The 18,258-nt window shown below is 41.7% G+C and carries 21 protein-coding genes; 14 read left to right on the plus strand and 7 right to left on the minus strand.

Annotation, left to right across the window (positions count from 1 at the left end; translation table 11 throughout):
• The first annotated feature begins 49 nt into the window (after nucleotides 1-49).
• On the plus strand, nucleotides 50-229 hold the full coding sequence (locus tag LDM98_RS09230; protein ID WP_223899148.1) for a hypothetical protein: 180 nt from the start codon (nucleotides 50-52) through the stop codon (nucleotides 227-229).
• 7 nt (nucleotides 230-236) lie between these two features.
• On the opposite strand, the gene LDM98_RS09235 is transcribed toward LDM98_RS09230, so the two are convergent.
• Together LDM98_RS09235 and LDM98_RS09240 are read right to left on the minus strand one after the other, a co-directional pair.
• Nucleotides 237-1,634, minus strand: coding sequence for an OprD family outer membrane porin (locus LDM98_RS09235; RefSeq protein ID WP_223899149.1), 1,398 nt, complete (start codon nucleotides 1,632-1,634; stop codon nucleotides 237-239).
• Nucleotides 1,635-1,971: 337 nt separating this feature from the next.
• Nucleotides 1,972-3,432, minus strand: coding sequence for an NADP-dependent isocitrate dehydrogenase (locus tag LDM98_RS09240; protein WP_223899150.1), 1,461 nt, complete (start codon nucleotides 3,430-3,432; stop codon nucleotides 1,972-1,974).
• 245 nt (nucleotides 3,433-3,677) lie between these two features.
• On the opposite strand from LDM98_RS09240, the gene LDM98_RS09245 reads away from it, so the two are divergent.
• Entirely contained in the window at nucleotides 3,678-4,556 is an 879-nt protein-coding gene (locus LDM98_RS09245; RefSeq protein ID WP_223899151.1) for a GyrI-like domain-containing protein, read from the plus strand.
• A 15-nt stretch (nucleotides 4,557-4,571) separates the two neighbouring features.
• Here LDM98_RS09245 and LDM98_RS09250 read toward each other — a convergent pair whose 3' ends face one another.
• From LDM98_RS09250 to LDM98_RS09270, 5 genes are all read right to left on the minus strand, one after another.
• The gene (locus LDM98_RS09250; protein WP_223899152.1) at nucleotides 4,572-4,886 is read right to left on the minus strand and encodes a DUF190 domain-containing protein; all 315 of its coding nucleotides are present in this window, start codon (nucleotides 4,884-4,886) and stop codon (nucleotides 4,572-4,574) included.
• Nucleotides 4,887-4,889: 3 nt separating this feature from the next.
• The gene (locus tag LDM98_RS09255) at nucleotides 4,890-5,273 is read right to left on the minus strand and encodes a sodium-dependent bicarbonate transport family permease (RefSeq protein ID WP_223899153.1); all 384 of its coding nucleotides are present in this window, start codon (nucleotides 5,271-5,273) and stop codon (nucleotides 4,890-4,892) included.
• Nucleotides 5,180-5,617, minus strand: coding sequence for a sodium-dependent bicarbonate transport family permease (locus LDM98_RS09260; protein WP_308443047.1), 438 nt, complete (start codon nucleotides 5,615-5,617; stop codon nucleotides 5,180-5,182). Before LDM98_RS09260 ends, LDM98_RS09255 begins: the two co-directional genes overlap by 94 nt.
• A 253-nt stretch (nucleotides 5,618-5,870) precedes the next feature.
• Nucleotides 5,871-7,298, minus strand: a complete 1,428-nt coding sequence (gene glnA / locus LDM98_RS09265; RefSeq protein WP_223899154.1) for a type I glutamate--ammonia ligase — start codon at nucleotides 7,296-7,298, stop codon at nucleotides 5,871-5,873.
• Nucleotides 7,299-7,368: 70 nt separating this feature from the next.
• Nucleotides 7,369-8,148, minus strand: coding sequence for a histidinol-phosphatase (locus tag LDM98_RS09270; protein WP_223899155.1), 780 nt, complete (start codon nucleotides 8,146-8,148; stop codon nucleotides 7,369-7,371).
• A gap of 79 nt (nucleotides 8,149-8,227) precedes the next feature.
• Here LDM98_RS09270 and LDM98_RS09275 point away from each other — a divergent pair, with 79 nt between their 5' ends.
• The 12 genes from LDM98_RS09275 (at nucleotide 8,228) to rpsP (ending at nucleotide 18,254) form a co-directional block, all read left to right on the plus strand.
• Nucleotides 8,228-9,589 (plus strand): peptidase U32 family protein, encoded by a 1,362-nt coding sequence (locus LDM98_RS09275; RefSeq protein ID WP_223899156.1) that lies wholly within the window; start codon nucleotides 8,228-8,230, stop codon nucleotides 9,587-9,589.
• Nucleotides 9,586-10,080: a 5-(carboxyamino)imidazole ribonucleotide mutase gene (gene purE, locus LDM98_RS09280; RefSeq protein ID WP_223899157.1), complete on the plus strand. Its 495-nt coding sequence runs from the start codon at nucleotides 9,586-9,588 to the stop codon at nucleotides 10,078-10,080. Before LDM98_RS09275 ends, purE (LDM98_RS09280) begins: the two co-directional genes overlap by 4 nt.
• Nucleotides 10,081-10,104: 24 nt before the next feature.
• A complete protein-coding gene (gene glyQ / locus LDM98_RS09285) occupies nucleotides 10,105-10,998 on the plus strand; it encodes a glycine--tRNA ligase subunit alpha (RefSeq protein ID WP_223899158.1) in 894 nt (297 codons plus the stop codon).
• A 30-nt stretch (nucleotides 10,999-11,028) separates the two neighbouring features.
• Nucleotides 11,029-12,189 carry a 5-(carboxyamino)imidazole ribonucleotide synthase gene (locus tag LDM98_RS09290; RefSeq protein WP_223899159.1) on the plus strand — a complete coding sequence of 387 codons (1,161 nt, stop codon included), beginning with the start codon at nucleotides 11,029-11,031 and terminating at the stop codon, nucleotides 12,187-12,189.
• Nucleotides 12,177-12,677 carry a 5-(carboxyamino)imidazole ribonucleotide mutase gene (purE, locus tag LDM98_RS09295; RefSeq protein WP_223899160.1) on the plus strand — a complete coding sequence of 167 codons (501 nt, stop codon included), beginning with the start codon at nucleotides 12,177-12,179 and terminating at the stop codon, nucleotides 12,675-12,677. Before LDM98_RS09290 ends, purE (LDM98_RS09295) begins: the two co-directional genes overlap by 13 nt.
• Before the next feature lies 1 nt (nucleotide 12,678).
• Nucleotides 12,679-13,407, plus strand: coding sequence for a Nif3-like dinuclear metal center hexameric protein (locus LDM98_RS09300; protein ID WP_223899161.1), 729 nt, complete (start codon nucleotides 12,679-12,681; stop codon nucleotides 13,405-13,407).
• 61 nt (nucleotides 13,408-13,468) lie between these two features.
• Nucleotides 13,469-14,188, plus strand: coding sequence for a zinc ribbon domain-containing protein (locus LDM98_RS09305; RefSeq protein WP_223899162.1), 720 nt, complete (start codon nucleotides 13,469-13,471; stop codon nucleotides 14,186-14,188).
• A gap of 10 nt (nucleotides 14,189-14,198) precedes the next feature.
• Complete coding sequence (waaA, locus tag LDM98_RS09310) at nucleotides 14,199-15,368, plus strand: lipid IV(A) 3-deoxy-D-manno-octulosonic acid transferase (RefSeq protein ID WP_223899163.1); 1,170 nt, start codon at nucleotides 14,199-14,201, stop codon at nucleotides 15,366-15,368.
• Entirely contained in the window at nucleotides 15,358-15,651 is a 294-nt protein-coding gene (locus LDM98_RS09315; protein ID WP_223899164.1) for a DUF167 domain-containing protein, read from the plus strand. The genes waaA and LDM98_RS09315 overlap by 11 nt, the downstream gene beginning before the upstream one ends.
• On the plus strand, nucleotides 15,638-16,375 hold the full coding sequence (locus LDM98_RS09320; protein ID WP_223899165.1) for an RluA family pseudouridine synthase: 738 nt from the start codon (nucleotides 15,638-15,640) through the stop codon (nucleotides 16,373-16,375). The genes LDM98_RS09315 and LDM98_RS09320 overlap by 14 nt, the downstream gene beginning before the upstream one ends.
• Before the next feature lie 57 nt (nucleotides 16,376-16,432).
• Nucleotides 16,433-17,788: a signal recognition particle protein gene (gene ffh, locus LDM98_RS09325; RefSeq protein WP_223899166.1), complete on the plus strand. Its 1,356-nt coding sequence runs from the start codon at nucleotides 16,433-16,435 to the stop codon at nucleotides 17,786-17,788.
• 235 nt (nucleotides 17,789-18,023) lie between these two features.
• Entirely contained in the window at nucleotides 18,024-18,254 is a 231-nt protein-coding gene (gene rpsP, locus LDM98_RS09330) for a 30S ribosomal protein S16 (RefSeq protein WP_223892288.1), read from the plus strand.
• Nucleotides 18,255-18,258: the final 4 nt, after the last annotated feature.

The raw sequence follows: 18,258 nt of genomic DNA on the forward strand, positions 1-18,258 counted from the left end.
AACAATAGCAGAACTTTCATTTTTAGGAATGTCCTCAAGGCAGAAACACGTGGAATCATGTGTCCATCAGCCACCACGTTATGGTCTCCTCATCTCGAATCCGGCATCAGGAGTCGACTCCGATGCTCTGCTGTGGCTGGGTGTTTGGATCGGTACAGTTTCACCTATCATTGTAACTCCTCCATATTTTAAACTGCAAGTAGAAAACTACGCACGCTCTATCGATTAAATTCAAATTAAAAACTATAATTTACAATCAGTCTATATTCATCCCAGTCTAAGCCATTTTTGAAATCTCTTGGGTAATTTGCTCTTGCTCTTAGGTTAAGTCCCTCAACCGAAGTCACATTATATTGAATATCCCAACCAGATTCTGAGGCTGTCCATGCTGTACCGTAATCGTAGCTGTTGGTTGCACCGATATCAAATTCTGTATAAAAGACAGAAGCTTTTACATCCGCACCGAGCAGTTCATTCAAACTATAGGTTCCGGCTACTTTCCACGCATCGGTATCAGAGAAGAACTGGTGTCTTGTTACCATACCCTGTGTAAATGCCGGCATACCACCCCAAGGCGTAATAATTCCACCAGATGTTGTACCATCACTCTCACCCGTTTGAGAATATGCTACATAGGTACTGAATGCACCTGAACTTGCACCTAGTTTTACACCCCAGTAATCACTGTCAACATTACCTGCCAGTGAACCTCCTACATCACTTTGACCAATATATTGTGCTGAAGCATTCATCGTCACCTTTTCATTGAAACGACATGGCCATCCATAATCACCTTGAAGATAGATTGCATTAAAAATATCATGTGCATAATAATCCCATGCCTGCAAAGTAAGACCATCAAACCCTTTATGGATAGCAGCTGCTGCAGTTACACCGTCTGTACTATTGTCAACAGCGTCAGGAGTAGTAGGATCTCTGAAATCTATAGTCCCTAATGCCACAGTCCCCATATTTACAAAATCACCACTCTGCGCAAGTGTTGTACCCGCACCGTAACCGCTTGCGAAACCTAAGCTATAACTATCGTCATAAATATTACTGAATGTACCTGTAGTCTCTCTAGTGACATGTGCTAAGATCAAAGTAGTATCTTCTATATCAGTGTTTGTCAGTACCGCTGCTTCAAAAAGGTTCGGAAGCATTCTTGCATCATCAGCTCCAATGAGCGGGGTATCAAGTCTTTGGCGACCTACTTGAATATTGGTATTTCCAGCTGCATAGTTAAGATATGATTGACCCAAAAATGCATAATTTTCACCGTCACGACCTGTATGTGTAGGATCATAAGAAGCCCAATTATTTGCCAAGTCATCTTCAATTGACAGATCATGAATTTCAAATCCATAAGTACCATAAACTGCGACAGCAGCTGTCAAACCATTGAAATCTGGTGTTTTATATCCTATGTAACCACCCGTTGCAAGGGCATTACGATTGTTATTGGTTGAACCAGAATATGTTCTGTCAACATAAAATGTTCTGAATTGTCCAAACAGCTCACCGTAATCTACTTCTGCTGCTTCCACAGCTACAGCCGGTTCAACGGGTGCAATATCTCCTCCCGCCATAAGCAGTGTTGATGCTATGACAGATAATGCTACATATTTTCTCATTGTATCTCCTTTGTTTGACGTTTTCATTTTGTAATAAAAATAATTACAACCTAGTCTGATGTGCAAGTGTCATTCCACTAACTCAATAAGAAAATATTGCTTTTGATCTTGACCTAAGTTGTGGTTGTATTATTATCTTTATACATTTTCTGCCATACATACTTTTTTGTTTGCCCCCTTTTGACATGTTTTGAGGGGGCAAACAAAAAAGTATAGAGATACCCCCCCCTCTTTTACTAGAGAGGAGATATCGGCTATTGACCTTGACCTAAGCTGTTCGCTCTTTCGCCTTCAAGCAAGTAGAGGGTTTCAACTTAAATCCATTTTAGGCTTTTGGTTACTCACCCTGTCCTAGAGAGTAAGCACGCTCACCATCTTCGAATGCATAAAGGTTTTCAGTTTTAATCACTTCAATACCTGCACCATCAATTCTGTTCATCATATCTGTGATGTCACCATTTGTGATCACGTCACCTTGGTTTTTCGCGTAGAAACGACATCTCCAGTGATCTGTAAGGAAAGTTTCCGGGTGACCACTTGGATAGACTTTTTGACCACGGTTAGAGATCATTTTAAGTGCTATGTTAGTTCCTTCAGTAAGCTCAACCAGCTTATCACCGATTGTATTTGCATCACAATCATCTCTGGTAAAGATATCACAACCGATAAGATTCATTTTTGTGTCTCTTACATTTGTAAGTTCAGGTTTTTTGATCTTGATCGCTTTGTCATATTTAACCGCTTCCAGTGTGGATGGCTTTTGACCAAGTCTTTCGATGACTGCATCAGCAAACTCTTGAGTCCCCACTTCTGTATAGTCTCTACCTGCTGCTTTAAGTTTTCTGGCAAGGTCATAGGTTACGATACCGTCTTCAATCGTTTTAAGCCAAGCATTGTGCACTTTTTCTGCCACTTCCGGTTGACCCACTTGAACCATCATCATGACACCTGAAAGAAGAAGTCCTGACGGGTTCGCTTTGTTTTGACCGGCATGTCTTGGAGCAGAACCGTGGATCGCTTCATACATGGCAATATCATCACCAACGTTAGCACCCGGTGCAATACCTACTGAACCGGTCATAAGTCCAAGAACATCCGTTGCAACATCACCATAAAGGTTAGGCATAAGAACCATATCGAACTCTTCAGGAGCATCTACGAGTTTGGCCATACCGATATCGATGATCCAATCATCCGCTTGAATTTCAGGGTATTTTTTTGCTGTTTCGTAGAATACTTTTACAAAAAGACCATCTGTGATCTTCATGATGTTGTCTTTGATCATACAAGTGATTCTTTTTCTACCATATGCTTTTGCATACTCAAATGCATATTGACATATTTTTTCACAACCAGGTCTTGTAATGATTTTCAGACACTGCGTTACTTCCGGAGTTTGCTGATGCTCGATTCCTGCATAGAGATCTTCCTCATTTTCACGAATCGTAACAACATTCATACCTGGGAATTTTGAAGGTACAAACGGGTCATAAGCGATAGCAGGACGAACGTTTGCGTAAAGACCTAAAGTCTTACGGATAGTAACGTTCAAACTTTTGTATCCACCACCTTGAGGTGTTGTGATAGGTGCCTTAAAAAGTACTTTGTTTTTCTTGATAGAGTCCCAAGCTTCTTGACCGATACCAGATGTATTACCAGAAAGATAAACTTGTTCACCCACATCAATATGCTCCCATTCTACATCAGCACCCGCTGCATCAAGTACTCTAATACTTGCATCCATGATCTCAGGACCGATTCCGTCACCTCTTGCAACTGTAATTGTTTGCTTTGCCATTTTTTTCCTTTTATAATTAATTAAAATAAATTCTCTTAGAAACTACATCATTGAGTAGCTTCCACCTCAATCTCATTTTTCTAGATTATCTTGAACCAATTTTTCCCATCAGAAAAATTTCAAGCATTATAATTAATTTTATGGACTGATTTCTTCACCAGTATTGTCTCTTTTATTATCTTTTTTTACTTTATAAGCTATCTATATTTAATATTATTTTTATCCAAAATTGGTATTATTTTCTTATGAAACAAGAAACTTTAGATAAAAAAATAAAAATCTCAAATGACTTAATGTTTTACTTCTATACGCATATAGAGACAGATATCAACATTGATGAGCTTGCAGATCATTTCAAGATCAATAAATTTTATATGCATAAGATCTTTAAAGAAGTGTTCGGGCGAAATATCTATGAAAGTATTAAATATATTCGTCTTCAAAAAGCTTCTAATCTTTTGTTAACCAATAAATATTCGACTATTTCAGAGGTAGCCAATGAGTGTGGCTACAGCTCTCAAACCTCATTCATTCGTGCATTTAAAGAACGTTTTTCCATGACACCCAACAAGTGGAGAAAGGGTGGATATAAAGACTATTCGCATAAAATTCTCTTACAGTCACCAAAAGCACAAGCTTCTACAGCAAGTTTTGAACAAATAGAGCCTCAAATCGTGAAAATGCCCCAGCAAAGTGCATATTATATTCGCCACAGAGGCTATGGATACGAAAAATCAAAACTCACATGGCAAAAAATTCAAACTTGGATCTACCAGAATGAATTAAAAGACTATACAGAGATATCCCTTTTTCATGACAATCCGACCATCACCCCCTTAGATGAGTGTCATTATGTGGCATGTGTGGTTCCGAATGATGAAAAGGAGTTGAAAGATCAACGTCTTCCAAGTTTTAATATCTCTGGGGGTGTTTATGCCAAGTTTGATTTTGAAGGGAAAAGAGGAGATCTATTGAAGTTGATCCACTGGGTCTATCATGAATGGTTGCCAAAAAGTGAGTATCAGACCACAACAAAACCGCCTTATGCGGTCTATCACAAAAACCATTATCTTAATCAAGATGAGGAATTTGCGATCAGTTTTTATTTATCAATAAAATTTTAATTTACAAAGAGTGACTCATACTTGTTGTGAATCTTTTGAATGCAATAAAACAAGGGAGTCACTAATAATGCATTTCCCGCCATATCTATCTATGAACGCTCTAATCTTCTCTATCATTCTTTCAAATTTTTCCTCTCGGCATACGGTAAAGATATAATTATTGCTAAGAAGGTCATTCGCTTCATCGGCAGTTTTTAGTCCATGACTTCCATACCCCTCAATATCTCTGATAATCGTATACCCTGTTACATCAGCTTCTTTAAATATCTCTAATACTCTATTTGTATAAATAGACTCAATGATCACTTCGACTTTTTTCATTTTTTCCATAATTCACCCCCATAAAATAGTAATAAAGTAGTAGTATAGCGGTATCCCTAAAGAGATGTTAAAAGGGAAAGTGACCGCTAGACTTAATGGCAGATAAAGCCCAGGATTGGCTTCAGGTACAGACAACCTCATAGCCGCAGGCACTGCAATATAAGAAGCACTTCCCGCAAGTAATGACAGCAATAAGGTATCTCCTTGTGATAGTTCAAAGAAGTACCCTAATAGAATAGCAACGGATGCATTAAAGATAGGCATAGCGATTGCAAACATAATTAAAAACAGTCCGACTTTTTTTAACTCATAAATTCTTTTTGCTGCAACCAATCCCATATCAAGAAGGAAAAATGCAAGCATTCCTTTAAACAGCGTTCCAAACAACGGCTCCATAGAATTCCAACCTTACTGATCGATCCATAGGTCGCAGCGATAGCGATAGCATTATAGTTATCCAATTTCATACGTAAAATAAAATAGCTATAGATCGGTACAATGATCGCCATGAGGATTGCCAAGGAAAGTGCAGTAAAGATGTAGGTATTTAAACCACTATGAGAAAGTTCATATCCTCCATGAAGCCCAATGGCTATCAACAGATACAATGAAAAAAGTTTGGGTAAAGGCTGCGGAATCGACAATTTTGATTTGAAAAAACAGCTAACATGCCGAGCAAAAAGAATAGTATCGGTGGATTTAAAATATTTTGAAGTATTAAATCGACATTCATAATGAATCTCCTAAAATCATTTTGGTGCCGGGTACTGCACCGATATGGTGCAATACTCGATAGCTTTACTTAGATAGCGTCAATGATTGCATGTTTAAATAAGTGAATAAGAGTAACGTGATTTTTAAAAATAAGATTTGACAATTAAGATAAAATTTATCCTATTTGAATTAACTGTATCAACAATATACATTTCATGTTAAATAGATAGATTTTGAAGAAAAAAGAAGTACTTTCGGGCAGAAGCCCGAAAGGAAAAATTAGCAAGAGTAAGTTGACATAAATTCGAATGCGGTTGGTCTAGCTTCATCAGGCCAGATCTGTCTCTCAAACATATAGTGTTGGTATGTGTCGATAAAATCTTGTGAAAATACAGGTCTCAAGAACTCATTATCCGCGATCAAACCTTCCATCGCTTCTCTGAGTGTATGAGGCATTTGAGGGATATTCTTCTCTCTGATCTCATCAAGGCTAAGTTCAAAAAGGTCTTCATTCATTGGACCTACCGGAACATATTTGTTTCTGATACCATCAAGTCCAGCCATCATCAATGCGGCAAATGCAAGGTAAGGACATGCAGTTGAATCAGGGAAACGAGTCTCAATTCTGGTAGCCATTTCACCTGCACCGTAAGGAATACGGCAGGCAGCTGATCTGTTTTGACTGGAGTAAGTTAGGATAGATGGTGCTTCAAATCCCGGGACAAGTCTTTTGTAAGAGTTTGTACTTGGGTTTGTGATAGCCGCTACAGCTTTGGCATGCTTGAAAATACCGCCAAGATAGTGGATGGCCATATCACTAAGGTTTGCGTATTCGCCTTGTTTATAGAAAAGGTTCTTGCCGTCTTTCCAGATAGATTGGTGTACATGCATTCCATTACCATTGTCTCCAAGAAGAGGTTTTGGCATGAATGTTGCGGTTTTACCGTTGAGATGTGCTACCATTTTCACTACATATTTGTACTTTTGCACATTATCTGCAGCTTCGATCATCGTACCGAACTTGATACCGATCTCGCCTTGTCCCTGAGCTACCTCATGGTGACCAAGCATTACTTCAAGACCAACTTCCTCCATGATGAGCATCATTTCAGCTCTAAGGTCAACCATTGAGTCTGTAGGCATTACAGGGAAGTATCCGCCTTTTGTACCAGGTCTGTGTCCCATGTTTCCATTTTCATAGGCAGTATCACTGCTCCATTGACCTTCTTCCGTATCTACTCTAAAGTATGCACTGTTCACATCATCTCTGAACTTCACATCATCGAAGATGAAAAATTCATTTTCAGGACCAAAATATGCAACATCACCGATATTCATCTCTTCAAGATATTCAAGTGATTTTTTAGCGATCGATCTTGGACATTTTTCATACATTTGACCTTTGTAAATGTCATATACGTCACAGATCACGATAATAGTACTGTCCGCGGTGAAAGGATCAAGGAATGCAGTAGGAACATCCGGTTTAAGGATCATGTCTGATTGGTTGATCGGCTGCCATGCATCGATAGAAGAGCCATCAAATGGTAGACCTGCATCCAGCATCTCAGGTGTTACAGCACTCATTCTGTAACTGATATGGTGCCATGCACCTTTAATGTCCGTAAACCTAAAGTCTACAAACTCTACTTCATTTTCTTTGCAATATTTGTAAAACTCATCTATGTTGTTAACAAATTTACCCATGTAATTACTCCTAAATTAAAAATTTTCCATATTGTATCCATAAATCAATTAGTTATATCAGTATTTGTGCTTAAAAAATAACCAATTGTCGATCTCGCCCTTCGAAAGTAGCAGCTTTTGTATATCCGACATCTTTTACAAGTGCGGTTGCAACGTCATATCCGAATCCTACCTGCTCGACAGCATGTGCATCTGAAGAGAAAGTAATAGGGATATCAAGCGCATACGCTTCTTCCAGTAATTCTCTTGAAGGGTAGAGTTCACCAACAGGCTTGCGAAGACCGGCTGTATTGACTTCTAAGACCATGTTTGATCTCTTGATGGCATGAAGTGCATCTTTTGCCAGGAGTCTTACATCTTTTTTGGGCATGAATTTAAATACTTTGATCAAGTCAAGGTGTCCAACGATGTCGAACTTCCCGGATCTTGCCATCGCCTCAGTGGCTTCAAAATAGGCTTGCCAGATCTCATCTATATCTTTGTTCTTCCATCCGGCGATGAATTCAGGGTTGTCAAAACTCCACTTGTCTATGAAGTGTACGGAGCCTATCAGGTAGTCTACTTCTGCATCTAAAACGCGATCGTCCATGTGTCCCGGAAGGTAATCCACTTCATAACCGAACAGTATCTTGATATCGTTTTTGTACCGTTCTTTGGCACCCAAAATATCATCGGTATAGGCCTGCATCTCTTCAAATGCAAGACGGTAGTGCGGATCAAAATCCATGGGTGCATGTTCGGAAAACCCATAAATATCGATACCCAGTTCTATGGCTTTTTGGATGTATTCATCCACCGTACCTTCAGCATGGTTACAACGTGTTGTGTGATTATGTATATCTATTCTCATAGGCTGATTTTAGCATAAAAACTGTTTTTTACCACTAATAGGATAAAATAAGAACCAAATAAATTCTATTAGGCAAAAGATGACAGATCAAAATAAAGTAGAACTTTTAGCACCGGCAGGTAACCTGGAGAAGATGAAAATCGCTCTGAACTATGGGGCAGATGCCGTCTATGGGGGTACAAGTACCTTTTCACTACGTATTCGTTCAGGTAAAGAGTTCGATATGGAATCTTATGCCGAGGGAATAGCGTATGCCCATGCACGGGGAAAGAAAGTTTACTCTACCGTGAATTCATTTCCATTTAATTCACAAATGAAACTCTATGAAAACCACATTGCCAAGATAGCCGAGCTTAAACCCGATGCGCTGATCGTCTCGAGCCCGGGTGTGGTAAAGATAGCCAATCGTATTGCACCGGACATTCCTATCCACCTCTCTACGCAGGCCAACGTCATGAATGCCATGGATGCAGAGGTCTATTATGACCTCGGGGTCAAGCGTATTATCGTTGCGCGTGAAATAAGTTTGAAAGACTGTGAAGCCATCAAACATCATCTGCCTGACCTTGAACTGGAGATATTTGTGCATGGCTCGATGTGTTTTGCCTACTCGGGACGCTGTCTCATCTCTTCACTGCAAACGGGGCGTGTACCTAACCGTGGATCCTGTGCCAATGACTGCCGTTTCCCGTATGAGGTCTACGCACATAACCCGGAGTCAGGAACCACATTCCGGCTGGATGAAGAAGAGGGGATCGGTACCTATATCATGAATGCCAAAGATATGAATATGGCATCACATATCGACGAGATACTCAAATCAGGTGTCATAGACTCTCTGAAGATAGAGGGACGTACCAAGTCACCTTACTACGCGGCTGTGGTGACCAAAGCCTATCGCCATGCGATCGATGATTTCTATGCCAATGATTTTGATGCTGCACGCTATCAGGCAGAACTCAACACCACGCAGAACCGCGGCTTTACAGATGCCTATCTGCTCTCGCGGCCTTTTGATAGAAGTGAGACAGAATCGAACGATTTCTCGATACAGTACGGTACCCATCAGGTGGCCGGACTTGTCCTGGAAGACGGTCTGACATGGAAATGTAAGGACAAGACGTGTGTGGGGGACAGTGTAGAGATCGTTCTGCCCTTAGATGCAACGGTTGAACTGGTAGACAATGATATAGGTAAGATAGAAGAGTTAGACGGGAAGTATTGGCTGACATTTAAAAAAATGCTTTCCGAATCAGGCAAGGAGTTTGAGTGTATTCACTCGGGTGACCTGAACAATATACTTTTACCTGCGAAACTTCCGGGGTATACTATATTAAGACGTGAGATCGCAGAAGCATTGGAGAATAAGGGATTGACAGAGAGTTCAACGCCGATGAAGCAAGAGCCAGAAAGTAAACCAACAAGTAAGGATATGAAATGAAGTTTGTATCGATCGTAATGGAAAGTAAAAGTGACTACAGTGTGATGTCCGAGTGTTCAGAAACACTGAAAAAATTCGGTGTACCGTTTGAGCTTGTCATCTCTTCAGCACACAGAAGCCTTGAGAGAACGATGCAGTACGTCAAGGAGTCTGAAGCCAAAGGGGCACAGGTCTACATTGCTGCTTCGGGTATGGCGGCACACCTTGCAGGCGCTTTGGCAGCAGCTACGAGTAAACCCGTACTCGGTGTACCTATGGAGAGTGGGGCACTGAAAGGTGAAGATGCGCTGCTATCTACCGTCATGATGACAGCAGGTATGCCCGTAGGTACACTTGCCATTGGCAAATCAGGTGCGGTCAATGCTGCGTATTTGGCTATACAGATCATGGCACTGCAGGATGATGAACTTAAAGTCAAACTCCAAGAAGACCGCATAAGCAAAGCAAAAAAAGTAGAACTTGATTCTTCAGAGATTGAAACGATACTGTAAAATTAACACTAGGTAGAAATATAGATGAACAAAAACGCCATCACATTTAGTGAACTACTCCTCAAATTACAACAATTTTGGGCAGAACATGGGTGCAATATCGTGCAACCCTATGATATCCCTTCGGGTGCAGGGACATTCCACCCTGCTACATTGCTGAGAAGCCTGGACTCTCAGCCATGGTCAGCTGCGTATGTGGCCCCTTCTCGCCGTCCGACAGATGGACGTTATGGGGAAAACCCTAACCGTCTTGGTGCCTACTATCAGTTTCAAGCACTGATCAAGCCCAGTCCTGACAACATTCAAGAGCTTTATTTGAAGTCTTTGGAGTACCTGGGGTTAAACCTGCAAGAGCATGACATCCGTTTTGTAGAAGACAACTGGGAGTCTCCTACCTTGGGTGCCTGGGGGCTTGGCTGGGAAGTATGGCTTGATGGTATGGAAGTGACACAGTTTACCTACTTTCAGCAGGTCGGCGGTATCGCCTGTGACCCTGTAGCGGTGGAGATCACGTATGGTACAGAGAGACTTGCGATGTATCTGCAAGGGGTAGATTCCGTGTACGATCTGGTTTGGAACCGTATGGGTGACACTATAACAACGTATGGAGATGTACATAAAGAGACAGAGTATGAGTTCTCCAAGTATCATTTTGAAGTCGCCAATGTAGAGAACCTGTTCCAGCATTTCGAAGATGCCTCCAGAGAATGTGAAGTCTGTCTGGAGGCAGGTCTGCCTTTACCGGCCTATGACCAGTGTATGATCGCCTCACATGCTTTTAATGTACTCGATGCAAGAAAAGCGATCTCCCAGGCACAGAGACAGAACTATATTTTAAAAGTAAGAGAACTCTCTATAGGGTGTGCAAAACTTTATAAAGCGCAAGAGCAAGAGCGTAATGAACGTGTTAGAGGATAGCGTTAGTTTCTGCATAGAAAGGGTAGACTCATGATCGAAAAACTGGTAACTTCAAGTTTAAAAATGGGGGTCATTGCCGGCGGTCAGCTTGGCAAGATGCTGATTCAAGAGGCTAGTAAATGGGATATTTCCACCTACATACTTGACCCGGATGAAGGATGTTCTGCACACAATGTGGCTTCTGTGCATGTGATAGGGGATTTTAACGACTTCGATACGGTCTATGAATTCGGAAAGCGTGTGGATATTTTGACCTTTGAACTTGAAAATGTCAATATCGAAGCCTTGCAAAAGCTGAAATCCGAGGGACTCAGGATCGTTCCGGACCCTGATATATTGGCACTCATTCAGGACAAAGGGCTCCAAAAAGAGTTCTATGCAAAGCACGCACTGCCGACTTCTTCGTTTATATGCTGTGAAAAGGAAGAAGAGATCAGAGAAGCCCTTCAAACAGGAAAACTTGCCTACCCCTTTGTGCAAAAGTTGCGAAAAGGCGGATATGACGGACGTGGTGTATCACTGATCCATAACAGTGACAAAACACTTTTAGAGGGTACTTCTGTTCTAGAGGAAAAAGTGGATATCGATAAAGAGATCGCTGTGATCGCTGCAAGAAACAGTGCAGGGGAAGTACGTTGTTTCCCTGCGGTGGAGATGACCTTCAATGATGAGACAAACCTGGTAGAAGAGATCTTCTGTCCTGCGGATATTACACAGGAACAGGTACAAACAGCAGAAGCATTGGCGATAGATATCATTGAAAAGTTGGATATGGTCGGACTTTTGGCTATCGAGTTCTTTATAGACAAACAAGGCCAGATACTTATCAATGAAGTGGCTCCACGACCGCATAACAGCGGGCACCATACCATAGACAGTGTTGTGACCTCCCAATTGGAACAGTTGCTCCGAGCAATACTGGACCTGCCTTTGGGAAGTACGAAGCTGACCAGTGCTTCAGTGATGCTGAACCTATTGGGGGAACCGGGGTATGAAGGGCCGGTCTATTATGAGGGGTTTAGTGAGTCTCTTGCCATAGAGGGGGTCAAGGTCCATCTTTATGGTAAAAAAAGCACAAGACCTTCAAGAAAGATGGGACATGTCACAGTCTTGGCAGATACGGTTGAAAATGCATTCAAAAAAGCAGACAAAGTGAAAAATATACTAAAGGTGAAATCATGGAAAATGTAGTGGTGAGTATTGTGATGGGATCAGATTCTGATCTTCCTGTAATGCAGGAGGCTGCCAAGATGTTGGAGCAGTTCAATGTCGGATATGAGCTGGATATCGTCTCGGCACATAGAACACCGGAAAAACTTTTTGAGTTTTCCGCCAATGCGCATAAGCGCGGCATTCAAGTCATCATCGCAGGAGCAGGGGGTGCTGCGCATCTTCCGGGCATGATCGCTTCCCTGTCCCCGTTGCCGGTCATAGGTGTGCCAGTGAAATCAAGCAACTCTATTGACGGGTGGGATTCGGTGCTCTCCATACTGCAGATGCCTGGAGGTGTACCGGTGGCTACAGTGGCGCTCAACGGTGCCAAGAATGCCGGTATACTTGCAGCGCAGATCGTCTCCACTGCCTGTGAAGAGACCAGAGATGAGATCATCGCCTATAAACAGGGTCTTGCGGACCAAGTGATGGAGAAGTCAAAAAGAGTGAGATCTCAGAGAGTTTAGTATGAAGCTGCAAGAGATATATGATCATTTAGATCAAATAAGCCCCTTTGAACTTCAGGAAAAGTGGGACAACTCCGGACTGATCGTAGGTGAGTTGTCCAGAGAAGTATCACAGGTCGTAGTGGCACTGGACATTGATGAAGAGATGATAGAGGCTGCAGAGATAGATACACTGTTTGTTGTACACCATCCCCTTATCTTTGGAAACATGACGCAACTCGATTTTGCCAAGTACCCTGCGAACCTTATCGAAAAGATGATATTGAAAAAGCACTCTCTTATCGCTTTGCATACCAATTTTGACCAGACACATTTGAACAGGTATGTGTTTGAAAAGATCTTAGGGTTCCAAACTGTGTCACAAGATCCTTTTATATGTACGGCCAAAGGAGAGTGGCACTATAAAGAGCTTTTGACCCTTTTAAAAGAGAGGCTGAACTTGCCGACACTCAAGGTCATAGGCAAAAAAGAGAAGATCAGATCTATCGCTTTAACCACAGGTGCAGGGGCATCACTGATGGATGAAGTTGAGGCTGACTGTTTTCTGACCGGAGATATAAAATATCATGATGCGATGAAAGCAATGAGCGAAGATTTGATGATGGTAGACATCGGACACTATGAGAGTGAAAAGTTTTTTGCAGAGATCATTTTGGATGAGTTGAAAGTTTTACCTCTTTTAGCTATAATTTCAAATTCAAAAAACCCATTTCATATTGAAACAATATAAAGTATGGGACAAACCTCTCAAAATAACCATTGAGAACCCTTAAACGCCAAAAGGACAGAGATTGAACAAACATCTAAAAGAGCTCATCGAGCTTTCAAAAATTGACAAGGCTATAGACAGTTATACTCCGCAGCTTGAAGCAGCAAATAAAAAAGTTGCAAAAGTAGAAAAGAAGATCAATGCTGCACAGGAAGAACTTGATACATTAAATGCAAGTATCGTTGAAAATGATGCAAAAGTAAAGACATTTGAAGAGCAGCTTACAATGCTGAATGAGCAATTGGCTTCAAATGCTAAAAAGTCTAAAGATATCACTACTGAAAAAGAGATGAAAGCACTCTCTTTGGAAGAAGATATCGCTAAAGAAAAGATGACATTTGCCAATGAAGAGATCGAAAGACTTCAGAAGATCAATGAAACGACTACATTGCTTGTAGAAGAAGCGAAGGCAAAAGTAGAAGCATTGGCTGCAGAAGCAGAATCGGTCAATGAAGTGGTATCTGCAGAAAAAGCAGAGATCGAAAAAAACAAGGGTGAACTTTTTGTTGAAAGAGAAAAACTCAGTAGAGATCTTGAACAAAAAGTACTTGCATTTTATGAGAAGATCCGTATTTGGGCAGGCAATACAGCAGTGGTCCCCGTGAAGAAACAAGCATGTTACGGATGTTATATGAAGCTCAATGACAAAACGTATTCTGAAGTGATCAAAGCAGATGAGATCTGTAATTGTCCACACTGTGGTAGAATTCTCTATATTGAGAGTGTTACGGAAGAAGCATAAGTGATGTACTATGGAGAAACTTTTCTTTTTTCTCTATAGTGTTCTCTCTTTTTTCCTTTATCTACTGGCCCTTCCTCTTTTAGCATTATTCTCTTTTAAAACCAAGTATAAAGATTCGCTGCCCGCAAGATTTTTCTTATGGAACAACAAGCCTTTAAAACCTGATGGTATCTGGTTTCACTCTTGCAGTTTCGGAGAAGCAAAAGCCATCAGATCTTTAGTGGATAGACTGCCGCAAGGGAGTCTGCGTATGAGTACCACCACGCACACAGGTTTTAAAGTGATAGAAGAGTACACGCAAGAGAGCAGATATCTGCCTTTTGAACCTTTGCTGTTCGGCTGGCTGAAACCGCAAAAGGCACTGGTGGTGATGGAAGCTGAGTTTTGGTATCTTCTTTTTACATTGGCACAGAGCAGAGGGGCTAAAACCCTACTGATCAATGCACGTATGAGCGACAGATCTTTCCCCAGGTACAAAAAGATAGGATGGCTCTACAGAGAGATCTTTAAGCACATCGATGAAGTGTACGCACAAACAGCCAAAGACAAAGAGCGTTTGGAGTCTCTGGGTGCTAAAAATGTTGTGGTTACGGGTAATATCAAGCTGGCACATTTGCCTGCTGTCACCAAAGAGATCCAAAAACCTTCCCGTCTGGTTGTCTGTGGAGCGAGTACACATGAGGGGGAAGAGGCACTGATCCTGGATGCCTTTGTCGCATTGAAAAAGGAACATCCCGAAGCCGTTCTGCTTTTGGTACCGCGTCATCCTGAACGTTTTGAAAAAGTGGCAAAAATGATGGAGGCGTATGCTGACAGATATCAGTTCACGGCACAGCGTTATTCCCAAAATGAAGTGCTGGGCTCTGATATGATCTTAGTCGATGTCCTGGGTGAACTGGTCAATCTATATGCCGTCAGTGACATTGTGATACTTGGCGGGGCATTTGAACCTATAGGCGGGCATAACGCGGCAGAGGCAGCACAGTTCGGATGCAAGATCATCTCAGGAGAACACTACTTCAACCAAAAAGATATTTTTGATGCCATTGAGGGTATCGCAGTCGTAGAGGCATCCAATCTTACAAGAAGATTGCTGCAGCATGGATTGCTTAAACCCACCAGGATAAAAAACAAGAGTGACATCACACGTATCACTGAGAGCTTAGAGCGTGTTTTATAACATAGAAGATGACACTGTCAGTTTACGGATCAAGGCACAACCCAATGCCAGTAAAAACGAATTTTGTGAAGTATATGATAATGATGCCATCAAGATACGTATCAAAGCACCGGCAGTCGAAGGTGCGGCAAACAAAGAGTTGGTAAAGTTTCTTGCAAAAAGTTTTAAAGTTTCAAAAAGTGATATACTGTTTAAAACAGGGCAACATAGCAAGATCAAAATAGTGGTGTTCCCACTGAATGATAAATTTAAAGATTGGATAGAAGAAAATGGCTACAGATAAAGCATATAAAGTCCTTGCAATGGCAAAGGGCATTTCAAACAACAAAGCAAAAGAACTGATAGACAGAGGACTGGTCTATGTGGAAGATAAAAAAGTAAAGATCGCCAGAGCGGAGATACGCACAGATACGGTCTTCCGTATAGAGTATCCTGAAGATATAGAGATACTCTATGAAGATGAAGATATCATTGCCGTGAACAAACCTGCCCAGGTGGACAGCTATGAGATCCAGGATTCCATAGCAGGTGCGGAACTTCTTCACAGACTTGACAGAGATACCTCCGGTGTACTGTTGTTAGGAAAGAACAGGGAATTTATAGAGCGTGCCATCAAAGAGTTCAAGAACCGTAAAGTAGAAAAACATTATGTGGCATGGATAGAGGGTGTTTTATATGAAAAAGTGGAGATAGACGAACCGATCTTTACAGTGAAAAAAGGTAAAGCCTTCTCTATGATAGACCCGGTACGCGGTAAAAAAGCACATACCGTGGTCAAACCCGAAGAGATACAGGGTAAAAAATCCAAAGTCCATATAGAGATCACGACGGGAAGAACGCACCAGATCCGTGTACATCTTGCACATATAGGGCATCCTATCGTAGGGGATGAACAGTATGGAAGCCGTACGCAGTCAAAACGTATCCTTTTGCACTCTGCCAAAATGAAATTACTGGACTACGAGTTCAATGCGGCAGAGCCCAAAGACATCGCGAGATATAAGTAAATCTTCGATAAAATCGCAACATTATATAGAGAAAAAAGAGAAGAAATAAGGTAAGAAATGTTTGATACTTTAACCGACAGTTTTAAAAATGCCATAGGCAAAATCCGCTTTCATGATGATGAAAAGGCACTCAAAAAAGCAACTGCTGAACTGAAAAAATCACTGTTAAAAGCAGATGTACACCACAAAGTAGTGAAAGAGCTCATTTCGAGCGTAGAGATCGAGACCAAGCAAAACGGTGTAGGTAAAGAGAACTTCCTCAAAGCACTGCAAACGAAACTTACGGATATTTTAACGATAGAAGGTGCGCCTAAAGGTTTCACTTTCGCATCCAAACCACCAACGGTTGTTCTGATGATAGGACTACAGGGGTCGGGTAAAACGACCACCACGGGTAAATTGGCCTATTTCCTCAAAGAACAAAAAAAGAAAAAGGTCATGGTGATCGCAGCCGACCTTCAGAGACTCGCAGCGGTAGAACAGCTCAGACAGATCACTTCACAGATTGAAGTGGAGCTTGTCGCTGACGAGAATGCCACACCTGTAGAGATCGTCAAGCAGGGGCTTGCAAGGGCAGAGAAAGAGCTTTATGATGTCGTACTTATAGATACCGCGGGACGTTTGGCCATAGATGAAGAGCTGATGAATGAGCTTGCAGAGGTGAAGAAGGTAGCAGAACCTGATGAACTTTTCTATGTGGCAGATGCCATGACAGGTCAGGATGCCGTCAGAACAGCACAAACCTTTAAAGAGAAGATAGGTATCACCGGTGTGGTACTTTCCAAATTTGATGGTGACTCCAAAGGCGGTGTGGCACTTGGGCTTACAGAGCAGGTAGGGGTACCGCTTCGTTTCATCGGTGCAGGTGAAAAGATGCCGGATCTTGAGCAGTTCATTTCAGACAGGATCGTAAGCCGTTTGATGGGTGCAGGGGATGTTGAGTCATTGGCAGAAAAAGCTGCAGCGGCGATAGACCCTAAAGAAGCAAAAAAAATGACACAGAAGATCAAAAAAGGTCAGTTCAATTTCAATGATTTCCTGGCACAGATGGAACAGATGAAGAAACTCGGAAGCATGAAGTCCATCATGGGTATGATACCTGGTATGGGGAACATGGCAAAACAGCTAGGTGATCTGGACCTGGAGAATTCCGATGAGATCAAAATGATCAAGGCGATGGTCTCTTCCATGACACCCAAAGAGAGAGAAGACCCGGATCTTCTTAGCAACACGCGTAAGAGACGTTTGGCAGCAGGCGCCGGACTGGATCAGGTACAGGTGAACCGTGTACTTAAGCAGTTCAAGAACGCTGCCAAGATGGCGAAAAAGCTATCAGGGAAAGGCGGTATGAAACAGATGCAGGATATGATGGCAAAAATGCAGGGCGGCGGTTTCCCGGGCGGACCTCGCTAAGAACTGACGGCTTCCGTATGAAGCAACTACAGCTCCTACCCTTGCACGCGAAAAGACCATGGCATTTAATAAAATCTTTATAATTTTTATGGTAGAATCGCGTTCCAAAAAGAATTTACGAAGTGTTGATGAGTGTTTTAGTCATTAAAAAACAGTTGTCAGTACTTGTTACGAGAATACATAACTTTTCCTCGAGATAGGCATTAAAAAAAATGAAAAGAACAAAGGACACAATATGACAATGATCAGAATGACAAGAATGGGTAGAAAGAAAAAACCATTTTACAGAATCGTAGTAACAGACAGCAGAAAAAGAAGAGACGGTGGTTGGATCGAAGCAATCGGTCACTATAACCCGGTAAGTGTAAACAAAGATCTTACGCTTGATGAAGAGAGATTGAACTACTGGTTAAGTGTTGGTGCACAAATGAGCCCGACAGTAAAAAGACTAGCAGGTAAAAAATAGTCTG

Source organism: Sulfurovum sp. TSL1, assembly GCF_019972135.1.
Lineage (GTDB): Bacteria > Campylobacterota > Campylobacteria > Campylobacterales > Sulfurovaceae > Sulfurovum.